Origin of the sequence: Pseudomonas arabinosi, from assembly GCF_047758675.1 — a bacterium.
GTDB lineage: Bacteria > Pseudomonadota > Gammaproteobacteria > Pseudomonadales > Pseudomonadaceae > Aquipseudomonas > Aquipseudomonas arabinosi.
This window is the reverse complement of the sequence record NZ_CP180480.1, coordinates 90,484-105,078: the sequence shown is the minus strand read 5'-3', so window position 1 is coordinate 105,078 and position 14,595 is coordinate 90,484. Positions and strand designations below refer to the sequence as shown.

Annotated in this window: 14 protein-coding genes and 1 tRNA gene; 10 read left to right on the top strand and 5 right to left on the bottom strand. The window is 57.1% G+C overall.

Translation table 11 applies throughout. From position 1 onward, the window contains the following. Position 1: 1 nt before the first annotated feature. Entirely contained in the window at positions 2–1,531 is a 1,530-nt protein-coding gene (locus ACMXYJ_RS00495) for an FAD-dependent oxidoreductase (protein ID WP_415758406.1), read from the bottom strand. 139 nt (positions 1,532–1,670) lie between these two features. On the opposite strand from ACMXYJ_RS00495, the gene ACMXYJ_RS00490 reads away from it, so the two are divergent. The 5 genes from ACMXYJ_RS00490 to ACMXYJ_RS00470 all read left to right on the top strand — a co-directional run bounded on the left by ACMXYJ_RS00490 (position 1,671) and on the right by ACMXYJ_RS00470 (position 5,512). After that, the gene (locus tag ACMXYJ_RS00490; RefSeq protein WP_415758405.1) at positions 1,671–2,231 is read left to right on the top strand and encodes a YbhB/YbcL family Raf kinase inhibitor-like protein; all 561 of its coding nucleotides are present in this window, start codon (positions 1,671–1,673) and stop codon (positions 2,229–2,231) included. A gap of 87 nt (positions 2,232–2,318) precedes the next feature. Beyond that, positions 2,319–4,028, top strand: coding sequence for a vWA domain-containing protein (locus tag ACMXYJ_RS00485; protein WP_415758404.1), 1,710 nt, complete (start codon positions 2,319–2,321; stop codon positions 4,026–4,028). 1 nt (position 4,029) lies between these two features. After that, on the top strand, positions 4,030–4,596 hold the full coding sequence (locus ACMXYJ_RS00480) for an RNA polymerase sigma factor (RefSeq protein WP_056745690.1): 567 nt from the start codon (positions 4,030–4,032) through the stop codon (positions 4,594–4,596). After that, on the top strand, positions 4,593–5,225 hold the full coding sequence (locus ACMXYJ_RS00475; protein ID WP_415758403.1) for a hypothetical protein: 633 nt from the start codon (positions 4,593–4,595) through the stop codon (positions 5,223–5,225). Before ACMXYJ_RS00480 ends, ACMXYJ_RS00475 begins: the two co-directional genes overlap by 4 nt. 20 nt (positions 5,226–5,245) lie before the next feature. Then, a complete protein-coding gene (locus ACMXYJ_RS00470; protein ID WP_415758402.1) occupies positions 5,246–5,512 on the top strand; it encodes a hypothetical protein in 267 nt (88 codons plus the stop codon). Between the two features lie 33 nt (positions 5,513–5,545). Here ACMXYJ_RS00470 and ACMXYJ_RS00465 read toward each other — a convergent pair whose 3' ends face one another. Next, entirely contained in the window at positions 5,546–6,406 is an 861-nt protein-coding gene (locus ACMXYJ_RS00465) for a hypothetical protein (protein ID WP_415758401.1), read from the bottom strand. Between the two features lie 178 nt (positions 6,407–6,584). On the opposite strand from ACMXYJ_RS00465, the gene ACMXYJ_RS00460 reads away from it, so the two are divergent. Then, on the top strand, positions 6,585–6,884 hold the full coding sequence (locus ACMXYJ_RS00460; protein WP_415758400.1) for a type II toxin-antitoxin system prevent-host-death family antitoxin: 300 nt from the start codon (positions 6,585–6,587) through the stop codon (positions 6,882–6,884). Continuing rightward, entirely contained in the window at positions 6,881–7,189 is a 309-nt protein-coding gene (locus ACMXYJ_RS00455) for a type II toxin-antitoxin system RelE/ParE family toxin (RefSeq protein WP_415758399.1), read from the top strand. The genes ACMXYJ_RS00460 and ACMXYJ_RS00455 overlap by 4 nt, the downstream gene beginning before the upstream one ends. A gap of 214 nt (positions 7,190–7,403) precedes the next feature. Here ACMXYJ_RS00455 and ACMXYJ_RS00450 read toward each other — a convergent pair whose 3' ends face one another. Continuing rightward, the gene (locus ACMXYJ_RS00450) at positions 7,404–8,324 is read right to left on the bottom strand and encodes a gamma-glutamylcyclotransferase (protein WP_415758398.1); all 921 of its coding nucleotides are present in this window, start codon (positions 8,322–8,324) and stop codon (positions 7,404–7,406) included. Positions 8,325–8,529: 205 nt separating this feature from the next. Here ACMXYJ_RS00450 and istA point away from each other — a divergent pair, with 205 nt between their 5' ends. Both istA and istB read left to right on the top strand, forming a co-directional pair. After that, positions 8,530–10,029: an IS21 family transposase gene (gene istA / locus ACMXYJ_RS00445; protein WP_415756686.1), complete on the top strand. Its 1,500-nt coding sequence runs from the start codon at positions 8,530–8,532 to the stop codon at positions 10,027–10,029. After that, positions 10,022–10,825, top strand: coding sequence for an IS21-like element helper ATPase IstB (gene istB / locus ACMXYJ_RS00440; protein WP_415756579.1), 804 nt, complete (start codon positions 10,022–10,024; stop codon positions 10,823–10,825). The genes istA and istB overlap by 8 nt, the downstream gene beginning before the upstream one ends. 496 nt (positions 10,826–11,321) lie before the next feature. Here istB and ACMXYJ_RS00435 read toward each other — a convergent pair whose 3' ends face one another. Then, complete coding sequence (locus tag ACMXYJ_RS00435) at positions 11,322–12,557, bottom strand: tyrosine-type recombinase/integrase (protein ID WP_415758397.1); 1,236 nt, start codon at positions 12,555–12,557, stop codon at positions 11,322–11,324. Positions 12,558–12,724: 167 nt separating this feature from the next. After that, positions 12,725–12,801: transfer RNA gene (locus ACMXYJ_RS00430), tRNA-Arg, on the bottom strand. 350 nt (positions 12,802–13,151) lie between these two features. Here ACMXYJ_RS00430 and gabD point away from each other — a divergent pair. Continuing rightward, on the top strand, positions 13,152–14,594 hold the full coding sequence (gabD, locus tag ACMXYJ_RS00425; protein WP_150633171.1) for an NADP-dependent succinate-semialdehyde dehydrogenase: 1,443 nt from the start codon (positions 13,152–13,154) through the stop codon (positions 14,592–14,594). The last annotated feature ends 1 nt before the right edge of the window (position 14,595 follow it).

Sequence of the window (14,595 nt, the reverse complement as noted above, 5' to 3'; positions counted from 1 at the left end):
GTTAATTCAGATCCCGAATCAGCTGCCACGCCTCATCCACCGGCAGCGGCTGTTTCATCCGTTCGGCGAGCAGCGCTATCGCACGTTCTTCATCGCATGCCACCGCGGCGACCACCAATCCATCCTTGCCGTACAGGCCGATAAAAGGGGGATGGTCAGGGTCACCTTTGAACTCGACCTCATCCCAGGTCGCGGCGTGTCCAAGGTAGTCGTAGTTTTTGCCGAAGTGCCAGGTCCAGAAATAGGGCACGTCGAGGTAATGCTCGTCGCCGCCGAGCATGTTCATCGCCGCGATCCGTGCCTGTTGCTGTGCCAGGCGCCAATGTTCGATCCGTTGGGGCTGGCCGTTGAGCGGGAAGGTCGCGATATCACCGGCGGCCCAAAGCCCATCGGTCACGCGCATCCCGCCGTCGACCTTCAGCGACTGGTCCTTTTCCAGGGGCAGGCCGGTAAATGCGCCGGTTGCCGGGCTGACGCCAATGCCGACGAGCACCAAATCCGCCGGTAAACGTTGACCGTTGTCCAGGCGCACCGCTTCAACTTTGGCAGTTCCTTCGATGTGCGTTGCGTTGCCATCCGTATGAAACACCACGCCATTGGCCTCGTGCAGGGCACGAATCGATTTGCCGACCGCGTCGCCAAACTGTTTGGCGAAAGGCACTGCATGGCGGGCCAGAACCGTGACGTCCAGACCGTATTGACGCAGGGAGGACGCGGATTCCAAGGCAATAAAACTGTCGCCGATGATCACCGCTCGTTGGCCTGGTTTTGCCGAGCCCAGAATCCGCTGCGCCTGATCCTTCGAACGCAGCACGAACACCTGCGGCAGGTCGGCGCCAGGCAGCGTCAGTGGGTTGGGTGTGCCGCCGGTGGCGAGCAGGGCAGCGTCGTAGCTCAGCGATTGACCATCAGACAGGCGCAACGTTTTGTTCGCGGCGTCCAGGCTCGTCACTTCAGCGTTTACTCGCTCAATGCGCTGTGCTTGGTAAAAGTGCTCATCACGCAGCGGTGGGACTTCTTCCGGCGGCATCTCCCCGGCAATCACGAATTTGCTCAAGACCGTGCGGTCGTAACCGGCGTCGGTTTCACGGTCGATCAACAGCACCCGGCCACCGAAACCCTTTTCGCGTAACGCTGCCGCGCACGCCGTGCCTGCTGCACCGGCACCGATGATCACAAACGTTCGCTCGTCGTCCGCCGGAGGGGTGTGAGCGTCGGACATCGGCTGATCGTCGACCCAGACCTCGTCATCGCGCACCTCCAGCGGATAGCGCTTGAGGCTGTCCAGGGCCGGCGGTTCGCACAGCGCGCCGTCCTCGATCCGGTACGCAGCCTTGTGCCACGGGCAGATCAAACGTCCGTGGCACAGAGCGCCTTCAGCCAGCGGCGCCCCGGCATGGGGACATTCGCCCTGAAAGGCGCGTAGTTGATCGCCCACCCGCAGCAGGACAATTTTCGTGTCTGCGATCTGAACCTCAAGGCCCCGGTTTTCGGACACATCGGCGAAACGGGCGACACGGTGCAGTGCCATGATCACTCTCCAGGCAAGCGTTTCACTTAAGAGTTTGGCGCTTATCTGGAGGTTCAGCCAATTCCCACTGCCACCGAATGAACGGTCCGGCTATAGTTTGCACGCCGACGACGGCCCCACCCGCACAAGGTGCTCCGGTATGCCCCGATTGACCTCTTTGAACCCTTGGCTGGCGGCCGTTGCAGTCGCCTTTTGCGTGCAGTTTCCGGCGCAGGCCCAGGAGCGTTTCACCCTGAACATCCCAGGTGTCACCGACGATCGACTGTTCACCTCGGCAGCCGCCAGCGATGCTCCGGGTTGCGGCGGGCATAACGCGTCACCGGCACTGAACTGGAACGCCGGGCCGGCGGGTACGTTGAGCTATGCCATCGTCATGCACGATCCTGACGGGCAAAAAGGCCAAGGCGTCGATCACTGGGTGCATTACGGCATCAAAGCCACGACGCATCAGATTGCCGCTGGCGTCGGCGCAAAATCCGCCCTTGAGGGCGTCGGTGGCACCAACAGCAAAGGCACCACGGGTTATGTCGGTCCTTGCCCGCCGGTCGGCGACAGCGCGCACCACTACATTATCCAGCTCTACGCCCTGGACCTGGCGCCGGAAGCTTTGCCCGCCGGCCTGACACGCGCGCAGCTACTGGAAAAAATCAAGGGCCATGTGCTGAAAAACAGCAGTGTGGTGCGGCGTTATCACCGCTGAAGTTTTTTTCAGCGGTCTTAACCCGAATCGACGGGGCTGTCCGTCTCAGAGGATGAATGGATCAATTTCCTCCTGAGGTCAGCCCCCATGTCCCTCCCTCTGCATTTTCTCCGCCCGGCCGCCCAGGGTTTCGCTGCCGGGTTGCTGCTGGTCATTGCCGGTTGCGGCGTTTCATCCAAGCCTGATTCCGCCTCGGCGCCGCCACCGGTTCAAGGTGCGCTGCCAGCTGAAGTATTGGTGCACAGCGAGGCTGTTATGGCAGACACCTCGATGGCCAAGCGCAGCGTTCGCACCGCCCCGACGGCGAGCTTTGCACCGATGCCGACGGGCGAGGCATCGGCGCAGGGATATCGGGATGAGCAGCGGGAGCAATATCAAGCGCTGGCGGATAACCCGATTCACAGCGTGGCCGAAGCGCCCGTCTCGACCTTCAGCGCCGACGTCGACACCGGTGCTTACGCCAACGTCCGCCGCTTGCTCAATCAGGGGCGCCTGCCACCGGAAGGTGCAGTGCGACTGGAGGAAATGGTCAATTACTTTCCCTACGATTACGCATTGCCCACCGATGGCTCGCCCTTCGGCGTGACCACCGAGCTGGCGCCGTCGCCGTGGAACCCGCATACCCGATTGCTGCGCATCGGCATCAAGGCCTCGGACCGCGCGGTGGCGGAACTGGCCCCGGCGAACCTGGTGTTTCTGGTGGACGTGTCTGGCTCGATGGACCGACGCGAGGGGTTGCCGCTGGTCAAAAGCACCCTGAAATTGCTGGTCGATCAATTGCGCGAGCAGGACCGGGTTTCATTGGTCGTCTATGCCGGCGATTCGCGTGTGGTGCTGGAGCCGACCTCAGGACGCGACAAAGCGAAAATTCGTACCGCCATCGATCAACTGACCGCTGGCGGATCAACCGCTGGGGCGTCAGGCATCGAACTGGCCTATCAGATGGCGCAGCAGGCGTTTATTCCCAAGGGCATCAACCGCATCCTGCTGGCCACCGACGGCGACTTCAATGTCGGCATCAGCGACTTCGACAGCCTCAAGCAAATGGCTGTGGATAAACGCAAGACAGGCGTTTCACTGACCACATTGGGTTTTGGTGTGGATAACTACAATGAACACCTGATGGAACAGTTGGCCGATGCCGGCGACGGTAACTACGCCTACATCGACAACCTGCGCGAGGCGCGCAAAGTGCTGGTGGATCAACTCGGTTCGACCCTCGCCGTCGTGGCGAAAAACGTGAAGCTGCAAGTGGAGTTCAACCCGGCGCAGGTCAGTGAATATCGGCTGTTGGGGTATGAAAACCGTGCGTTGAAGCGTGAGGATTTCAGCAACGACAAGGTCGATGCCGGTGAAATCGGCGCAGGACATACGGTAACGGCGTTGTACGAAATTGTGCCCAAGGGCGAGAAGGGCTGGCTGGAGCCGCTGCGGTATGGCAACTCTGGGGCAGTTGCATCCGGGAGATCTGGGGAAATGGCCATGCTGCGCGTGCGATATCAGTTGCCCGAAGGTGGCAACAGTCGCTTGATCGAGCGTCCGATCACTGACAGTGCTGCGCCAGCCAGTGAAGACCTGCGATTTGCGGCGGCCGTCGCGGCGTTTTCCCAGCAGCTCAAGGATGGGCGTTATACCGGTGATTTCAGTCTGAAGGACACCGAGGCTTTGGCGCGCGGTGCGCGGGGCGAGGATCGATTTGGTCTGCGGGCAGAGTTCGTGCAATTGGTGGAGTTGGCGCAAAGTCTGCGAACCACCACCGCATCGAACAGTGAGCCGCTTAAAGGAGGCTACAACTGACATGTCAGCGCCTGAATCGAGCGACGAATCGCTGCTGGCCCGTTATCGCGCAGGCGACGGGCCGGCGTTCGAGATTCTGTACGCCCGTCACCGCCAAGGGCTCTACCGATTCCTGCTCGGCCTGAGCGGCAAGTCCGAGCTGGCCGAAGAGGTTTACCAGGACACCTGGCTGAGCCTGATCCGCAGCACCAGTCAGCCACAAGGCCGGGCGAATTTTCGTACCTGGCTTTACCAGATTGCCCGCAACCGCCTGATCGATCACTGGCGCAAACACGGAATCCACAACCCCTTGCACGACAGCTATGACGAACAGATCCACGCGCTGAGCGATGATGCTGCCGATCCCGAACAACTGCTGAGCCTGAGCCGCGACAACCAGCGCCTCGAAGCGGCCCTGCAAAACCTGCCCGCGGACCAGCGCGAAGTGTTCCTGCTGCGCGCCCACGGCGATCTCGATTTGCCGCAGATCGCCACCCTCACCGAAACACCGCTGGAAACCGTCAAAAGCCGCTTGCGCTACGCCCAGCAAAAACTGCGTCGGCTGCTGGCCGAGGAGGTACTGACATGACTGACGCCCGTCCTACGCCCGAAGACGAAGTGTTGAAGCACTATCGTGAACACGCCACCAGCGAACCGCCTGCTCATCTCGACGCGTTCCTCCTGGCTGCCGCACACCGTGAAGTCCCGGTGCAGAAGCCAGGTCTGTGGAAACGCTGGGTCCAGGCCTGCCAGAAACCCCGTTGGCAAGTCGCATTTGCCAGCCTCGTCGGCGTGGCCCTGATGCTTGCACTGGTGCAACGCACGGAGGAGCAGCTGCCGAGTTATGACTTCGCCCCTGTTCCCAAAGCGTCTGCACCGGTCGCCAAAAAAGAAGCCGCAGAGGTATCACCTTCGGTTGCTCGCTCGCTGGCTGTCCCGGCCGGCGCGATGTCCGCCCCCGCGCCTGCTGCGCCAATGGCCGATTTTGCCGCCCCCGCGCAGAGCGAATCGATCAGCGCTGGCATGGCTGATGAAGCGAAGGTCAGCAAACGCTCGGCGATAGCTCCGGAAACGTTTATCGACGATCAATTAAGGGAAGTGATCCGCCTGCAAAAGGCTGGTCAGGCTCAAGCGGCCGCTGACCTGATGGCGACATTGCACAAACGCTTTCCCAAGGAAAATCTCACGGCCAGACTCAAGGATTTGCAGAAAAACTGAGAGGCAGAGCGGTCAGTCATTTGGCATCGACACCCGAAAGCGCGCACTATCGGCCTATAGCCGATGCGTTGGAGGTAGCCATGGCGAAAAAAATCGATCGCATCGCCCAAATGCTCAACTGCCCGGTGAAGGGTCAGGAATTACGGCGCGCGGTTACTGAGAGTCGTAAGGAGTTTCTGCTGGCGAAGCAGGCAGAGGAAGCGTTTGAGGAAGACGTTCTTGATGATGAAGTGGTCGAGGACGACGAGGATGATGAGTACGACGAGTTTGACTGGACGACAGAATGAAAAAACCGCTTCGGCGGTTTTTTTGTATTTGCGCTATCCGTACTTTTTGGTTCGATGGCTTCCGATCACGTTGCTTATGCGTATATGAAGAGCGACACATTCGATCACGCAGTCGAAACCTATTTCCAGGCGCAGGTAGTATCCATCCCGAAGGCGCGTCAGCACTCCTCTTAATGGACCGGCAAACTGGCTACCGCGCACTTCCACTTCGCTGATACCTGAGACCGTTGCATCGAGATTGCAATAGCTGAACGCTGTGCTTGGAGGCCAATGCGGTGGTCGAAAAATTAGTCTGTTTAACGGGCCCTCAATGCTTATTGTGAAACCTTCTTTGTGAAAAACCGGACCTTGGGTTGTTAGGTCATTAGGAGTAACGGCGAGATTGAAAACTTCCTTCCAGTTTTGAGGGTTGTCTACGCGGAACAACCAGTCGTGAGTTCCAAGATCGCGCTCAGGTATTTCTCTGCAACTCTGAAGAGTAGGTAACTTGGAGCGCCGCAGATCTTCCTGCCAGACCTCTTCGGCAATGTCTCTAATGGCCTGGAATAAACCTCGAGGGTCAGCGATTTCTGGCCAGTCACTTGGCCAAGACCAGTAGTCGTAAAAGTATTCTTCGTCCTCATCATCTTCCCAGACAGAGGCGAAGTCGAAATCTGGATCGGCTAATGCCTGCTCAAGCAAGTCATATTCTGCCCTGCGGTGACGGAAAGTTTCCCGTGGGGGCACGCGCAAACAGTACCGTCGAATCAGTAGGTCACGATCCATTGGGTCATTGGGGTCGTACTTGTTCAGTTCTTCACCCAAGGCTTCCTCCCTGTCATACACACTAAAGCTGCCGACCCAATACGAAAGCTTTGGTAGATAAGGTTGATTGAGGTATGGGTCAAGCAACATCGAGGACCTCCTGTCCAGAAATAAGGCGCGTATGAAAACCTTAATGTGCGTGGTACGGAAGGATAGAGATGTATCGGCATTTGTTTGGCTTGGGTGGTTGCTGATCAGATGCACGTTGACCGCGTGAAGATAAATCGAGCACTATCAGGTACCTTTTTCAGTACCTTGGAGCCTGCTCATGGAGCAACTACTTGCTAGCCGGTCAGTCAGCATCACAGAACTCAAGCGCAGCCCAAGCACTGTGATTGAGCAGGCCGGATCAGAGCCGGTGGCGGTGCTGAACCACAATCGCCCGGCCGCCTACCTTTTGCCGCAGGCGGCTTATCAACAGCTTCTTGATCGATTGCAGGCTGCCGAGATTCGCGAGGCGATTGCTGCCAGTAGAAATGATCCGCGCCCAGACATTGATGGGGACACGGTTTTTGCGGAGCTGGATGCCATTATTGATGACGTCGCAACCGAGCAAAATCGTCGATGAGGCGACTGATACTCACCGCGATGGCGCGTGACGATTTGCAGCAAATTGCCCGTTTTATCGCCCGGGACAATCCTGTCAGGGCCAAGTCTTTTGTTGGCGAGCTCCGTAGGCAATGTGAGCTACTTCTTGAGCAGCCTGTTCTTGGCGTTTCCCAAGAGGATTGCGCAAAAGGCTTGCGCAGAATAAGCCACGGCTCGTATCTGATCTTTTATTGCCAGGTCGAAAACGACATACGGATTGAGCGGGTGTTGCATGGAGCGAGAGACATAGGGCGCCTGTTCGAGTCTTCGACCAACAATCATTAATTGTCATCCGTGTTGCCAAACTTTCCCGAGACCCACAAAAAAGCCCCAGACCCTAAGATCTGAGGCTTTTTCATTTCTACGTATGGTGCCCAGGCGTCGTTTGAACTGGAGGCTCTGGTTCCCGGTTTATAAGGGCTTGGCTGGTCGTGCTTTGGTTAGGCATACACGTGGGCATACACAGTGTCCGCTGCTGCGGTCAGAGTGATGAACAAAATCAGTTCCTAGGATTGGCTCCCGGATGATCGTCCCAGTCGCAAACGCCACAGCTGAGATAGGAATCGCCGTCAGGAGCGATGTCTATGTCGTAGTGCTTGCGAACGTCACGAGATTTACAAACCGGGCACTGGTCTGTCCGATCCTGTTCTTCTCGTTTGAGGATCTGCATCATATGACCTACGACCGTCTGACAAGTATGTATGGCTATTGAAGATGCCGTCCTGCTCGCGCTCTTGGTGTGCGTCAACCAATTCGAAAGCTGCCAAGCCTCCTTGGCCAGATTCTTCAAATGCTGACGTAACTCCTTGTTGCTCCCGCCTCCACATAGATGATTCATCAACAATTCGATCCATGCGATGAAATTGGCATCCTGTGGGCGTTCCGCTTCTTGGGGAATTTCGCTCAATCTTCTGACGGCACCCATCAGCGAGACCAATGCCTCGCGCAACAGCATGCCTACGGCTTGAAAGTCTTCTGCTTCAACCGCCGCGCCATGACGAGCATCCGCCTGGTCCATGCGTCGAAAGACCTCGTCAAACGGTGTGGGGTCCGAGCTATCTATCCGATCAGGCCGGCTTCTCAGCCGCATCATCAGGCCAATGTGAAAAGAGATGGTGTAGTCGAGTGTCGGGAAATGCTTCTGGGAGTATAGATTCGTGAGGTTTGTGATCACCCACCAACGATCTTTATCGGTCGTTACGTCCCAAATTTCATAAATGTCTCCCAGCACGATTTCTTTTTTGATCCGCTCTACATGCTGAACAATCTCATCGGGTGCCTGGCCCTCAACATAATTAGCGATGTCCCTTTCAGCATGGAGGTCGCTCTCGACGCTGTAACGCGAGAGTTCATCGGCTGGGACGGGGTGGGAGTGAACGGTGCACTCCCCTTCAATCTGCGAATCTTGCTCGTCACTCATCATTGCTTTCCTTGCCAGTCGACTAGTCATTTTCAATAGCACTGCTATGGCGCGTACGCCAGCCGAAACGGTGGGGATGACAGCTTGGGCTGTTGCCGCTGACCGAAAACTGACCCAGTAAAGGCTGTTCTGCCGACTGAAAACTGACCCAGGTGTTCAATTGCTTCTGCTCACTTTTCGAGCAGGAGAACACAGGGTGATCAGCATGGAAATGTTGGGAAAAATCCGGCGGATGTACTTCCGCGACAAGCTCTCGCTGCATCAGATAGCCAAGCGTACCGGGCTGTCGAGAAACACCATTCGAAAATGGGTCAGAGCACCCGAAGCCACTCAGCCGGCGTACCAACGGTGCGCAACCTTCAACAAACTCAGTCCATTTCACGAGACGCTTGAGCAGGCGCTCAAGGCCGATTCGTTTCGGGCAAAGCACAACCGCAGAAGTGCCAAAGCACTCTTCGAACAGATCAAGGCCGAGGGGTACGACGGCGGCTACAGCCAGCTCACCGCCTTCATACGCACGTGGCGCGGCCAGCAAGGCAAGTCTTTACGGGCCTTTGTGCCGCTGACCTTTGCACTCGGCGAGGCCTTTCAATTCGACTGGAGCGAAGAAGGTCTGCTGATCGGCGGCCTGTTCCGACGCATCCAGGTCTCCCATATGAAGCTGTGCGCCAGTCGCGCATTTTGGTTGGTTGCGTATCCCAGCCAAGGCCACGAGATGTTGTTCGATGCCCATACCCGCTCTTTTGGCGCGTTAGGTGGGGTGCCGCGTCGTGGCATCTACGACAACATGAAAACGGCTGTCGACAAGGTCAACAAGGGTAAAGGCCGCACGGTCAATGCCCGGTTTGCGGTCATGTGTGCGCACTACCTATTCGATCCGGACTTCTGCAACGTGGCCTCCGGCTGGGAAAAAGGCATCGTTGAAAAGAACGTCCAAGACAGCCGACGGCGCATCTGGCTCGATGCTCAAAACTGCATGTTCCACACCTTCGAGGAATTGAATGCCTGGCTCGGCCAACGCTGCCGTGCGCTCTGGGACGAACTGGTGCACCCGCAGTACAACGGGCTGACAGTGGCGGACGTCCTGGCGCTGGAACGCGCCGAATTGATGCCGATGCCGACTGCCTTTGATGGCTACGTCGAGCGCACCGTACGGGTCTCCAGCACATGCCTGATCAGCGTGGCGCGAAATCGCTACTCGGTGCCGTGTGAGCGGGTCGGTCAGTGGGTCAGCAGCCGTTTGTATCCCACGCGGGTGGTGGTCATCGCCGATGAAACGATGATTGCCAGTCACGAGCGCCTGTTTGATCGAGATCAGGTCAGTTTTGACTGGCAGCATTACATCCCGCTCATCGAACGCAAGCCCGGTGCGCTGCGCAATGGCGCTCCGTTTACCGATCTGCCGAAGCCGTTGCAACTGCTAAAACGCGGTCTGAGGCGGCACACCAATGGTGATCGAGTCATGACGCAGGTACTGGCGGCTGTTCCCATCGCCGGGCTCGACGCCGTATTGGTGGCTGTGGAGTTGGTACTGGAATCAGGCAGCTTGAGTGCTGACCACATCCTGAATGTCCTGGCTCGACTGACATCGACAGCAGCCCCTCCGTCCGCCGAAACCAGCCTGCAACTCAAGATAGCGCCTGTCGCCAATACGGCACGCTACGACCGGCTCCGTACCACCGATGAGGAGACTCGCAATGCGTGATCTTAAGGCGGAACTCAAAGAACTGCGTCTGCATGGCATGGCCAGCGCCTGGGAAGAACTGGCCTCGCAAGGCGAAGCCTCAACGACCTCGTCGAAATGGCTGCTTGAGCATCTTCTCCAACAAGAACATGCGGATCGAGCGGTGCGCTCAGTGAACCACCAGATGAACATGGCCAAACTCCCCATGCATCGTGATTTGGCCGGTTTCGACTTCAGCGCTTCCAGCGCAGACGCCCGCCTGGTCAGGGATTTGTCCAGCCTGGAATTCACCGATACCGCGCAGAATGTCGTGTTCATCGGCGGGCCTGGTACAGGCAAAACACACCTCGCCACCGCCTTAGCCGTGTCCGGGATCACGACGCATCACAAACGCGTGCGCTTCTACTCCACGGTGGATCTGGTCAATCTGCTGGAGCGCGAAAAGTACGACGGCAAGACGGGCCGCATAGCTCAAGGGCTGTTACGAACAGACCTGGTGATACTCGATGAACTGGGGTATTTGCCCTTCAGTCAGAGCGGTGGTGCCCTGTTATTTCACTTGCTATCCAAGCTATACGAGCACACCAGCGTGGTGATCACCACCAACCTCAGCTTCTCGGAATGGTCGAGTGTATTTGGTGACGCCAAGATGACCACAGCGTTGCTGGATCGGCTGACACACCACTGCCACATCGTCGAAACGGGCAACGAGTCCTACCGCCTGCAACACAGCACTCTGGCCGCGCAGACAAAGATCAAATCACGTGAACGAAAGCGCAAGGACGAAGATGGTATCGAGGACGATGAGCTATTCTGATCAGCACCGAAAATACCCTGCCGCATGCCCACATGCGGTGGGGCTTAATGCCTCTTCCACCGGGACACGACTGCTAAGCTTATCCACAATTGCTGATGCAAAAATCAGCAATCCGCCCTGGGTCAATTTTCAATCGGCAGGGTGGGTCAGTTTTCAATCAGCGCCGACAGGTTTCGGACTTTCACAGGATTCCTGAATATGGATCACTGGCACGCGAACAATCTCTTTGCCAATTCACCCCAAGCCATCCCACGCCCTGTGTTTTTGCGGCAAAACCAGCGGGCCGAGCGTGGTCGCGCACACCGTAAATGGCTAGCCAGCAGTGGCAATGATGGGCTCTCGGTGTTACACCAATGGCTAGCGTTACACGAGGTGTATGCCACCGTTCTCAAACGTGTTACAGGCATAAAGCTCAATATAATCAATGGCTTGGTGTTGTTCGCTACACCGGTAACACGCGTAACACCGCTTTTGAAGGGGGGATGGATAAGAAATCTCATACTGCCTTTCCAAATTGGCCTTGCACGACATTGCCAGTGGCTAGCTCATCAAGACGATCGGCGTACCACTGCATCATGACTTTGCGCTGTGGCAGGTACACCGCCTTGTTGTACACACCTGCAATTCCTTCTTTTACGTGAGAGAGCTGAGCCTCGATATGGTTTTCGTCGAATCCCTGTTCATTCAGGATCGTGCTGGCGATGTGACGGAAACCATGACCGGTTTGCCGGCCCGCATATCCCAGTCTGCGCAGCGCCATCAGAAACACGGTATTGCTGCGGGGTATGGTCCGATCTTTTCTTCCTGGAAATAACAGAGGGTACGCCCCTGTCAGCGTGCGCAGCTCCGTTATCGCTTCAATGGCCTGCCGAGATAGAGGCACTACATGCTCGCGCCGACGCTTCATTCTCTCGGCTGGAATCGTCCAGAGCTTTTTATTGAGGTCGATTTCTGACCAGCGTGCTTCTCTAATCTCGCTCGGGCGTGCCGCTAACAGAGCAAGCAAACGGAGCCCAAGACGGACATCCTTTGCGTGAGGGTAAGAGTTGATAGCTCGAAGTAATGCAGGCAGCTCTTCTATTGATACGTGTGCATAATTTTTAGCACTACGTGTCTGGAGAAATTTATTAAGGCCTTCAAGGGGGTTGTGGATCGCTCGGCCTGTCACGCGTGCCAAGTCGTAGATCTCTTTGCAGAAGGCCCTAACTCTGCCCATTTGCTCAATGATCCCTTTCTGCTCCATGCCGCGCAGAAACTCCATCCATTCAAGGGGCAGTATTTCTGTGTAGATGCGTTTGCCGAAAACGGGGAATACGTGAAGCTCCAGGGCTCCAAGGACTCGACGGGACGTGCCGGCTTCCCAGCTTGAGCGCCTAGCCTCAAACCATTCGCGCCCTAACGCTTCGAAAGTGTTGTTGGCAGCCACCCGGTCAGCAATCTTGCGAGCCTGCTTACTGACTAAAGGATTTTTGCCAGTCGATGCGTCATCCCGCAGTTGCGCCGCCTTCTGCCTGGCTAGCGAGCCACTGATTTCGGGGTAACCGCCTAGGCCCAGCCAGGACCATTTCCCGTCTGGTTTTTTGTAGCGCAACTCCCACGACTTCTGCCCATTTGCCTTGACCCGAAAATACAAGCCGTTGCCGTCTTGCTCCCGGTACGTCGCACTCTCTGCCTCCAAGCCTGCAAGAGTAGTGTCGGCCAGTGGGCGGCGTTTGATTTCAGTACGCTTCACTGCGTGTATGCCTCCAGTTCAATGAATCTCAAAGCATACACGTGGGCATACACGGCGTGAAGTTATAGGGGTAGACAAGGAGGGATAGCCAGAAACAAGAAAGCCCGCACGGGGCGGGCTTCTTGGGGTGTTTCGTAGACTGTCTGAGACAGGTCTAGACTGCTATATGGTGCACCAGGCGGGATTCGAACCCACGACCACTGCCTTCGGAGGGCAGTACTCTATCCAGCTGAGCTACTGGTGCAATGCGGGCGCCATGATACTCATATGCACTGCGGGCGTCCATGCTGCTGAATCGCCTGCGTTTTTCAAAAGCGTAACCTGCGGTTGCTACGTTGATCAGAAAAATTAGGCAAATGCGGCGTTTTCGTTCTTTTTTTCGAACAGGCTATTGTCCTTTACCCCCTTTGATCCTAGGATTCGTTTGAGATTTCAAACGCTCTTGTCTGGGTGCTGAACCGCACGAGTTTCAATCAGTGCGCTATTTATGTGCTTCAGCCCGGTGAATGATTTCCCTGACGGCAGCCTATAAGGCGCCTTTCTATAATCATAATTCGCTCCGCGCTTGCCGCGGTGCTGTTAAGGAAAGCCGACATGCAGCTTAAAGACACCCAGTTGTTCCGCCAGCAAGCCTTCATCGATGGCGCTTGGGTTGATGCGGACAATGGTCAGACGATCAAGGTCAACAACCCGGCAACGGGCGAAATTCTGGGTACCGTGCCGAAAATGGGCGCTGCCGAAACCCGCCGTGCAATCGAAGCCGCTGACAAAGCGCTGCCGGCCTGGCGTGCACTGACCGCCAAGGACCGTGCGAACAAGCTGCGTCGCTGGTTCGAACTGATCATCGAGAACCAGGACGACCTGGCTCGCCTGATGACCCTGGAACAGGGCAAGCCATTGGCCGAAGCCAAGGGCGAAATCGTTTACGCCGCTTCCTTTATCGAGTGGTTCGCTGAAGAAGCCAAGCGCATTTACGGTGATGTGATTCCGGGCCACCAGCCAGACAAGCGCCTGATCGTGATCAAGCAGCCAATCGGCGTGACCGCTGCAATCACCCCGTGGAACTTCCCGGCTGCGATGATCACCCGTAAAGCCGGCCCGGCCCTGGCCGCCGGTTGCACCATGGTGCTCAAGCCTGCTTCGCAAACTCCGTTTTCCGCATTCGCTCTGGCTGAACTGGCCCAGCGTGCCGGCATTCCTGCCGGTGTGTTCAGCGTGGTGTCCGGCAGCGCCGGCGACATCGGCAGCGAGCTGACCAGCAACCCGATCGTGCGCAAATTGTCCTTCACCGGCTCGACCGAAATCGGTCGTCAGCTGATGGCTGAATGCGCCAAGGACATCAAGAAAGTGTCCCTGGAGCTGGGCGGCAACGCGCCGTTCATCGTGTTCGACGACGCGGACCTGGATAAGGCCGTCGAAGGCGCGATCATTTCCAAGTACCGCAACAACGGCCAGACCTGCGTCTGCGCCAACCGTCTGTACATTCAGGATTCGGTCTACGACGCGTTCGCCGAGAAGCTGAAAGTGGCAGTCGCCAAACTCAAGATCGGTAACGGTCTGGAAGAAGGCACCACCACGGGTCCGCTGATCGACGAAAAAGCCGTGGCCAAGGTTCAAGAGCACATTGCTGACGCGATCAGCAAAGGCGCAACCGTTCTGGCAGGTGGCAAGGTCATGGAAGGTAACTTCTTCGAGCCGACCATCCTGACCAACGTGCCGAAAAACGCTGCCGTGGCCAAGGAAGAAACCTTCGGTCCATTGGCTCCACTGTTCCGCTTCAAAGATGAAGCCGAAGTGATCGCGATGTCCAACGACACCGAGTTCGGTCTGGCTTCCTACTTCTATGCTCGCGACCTGGGTCGTGTGTTCCGTGTGGCTGAAGCCCTGGAATACGGCATGGTCGGCGTCAACACCGGGTTGATCTCCAACGAAGTCGCGCCATTCGGCGGCATCAAGGCGTCGGGCCTGGGCCGTGAAGGCTCCAAGTACGGCATCGAAGATTACCTGGAAATCAAATACCTCTGCCTGGGCATCTAAG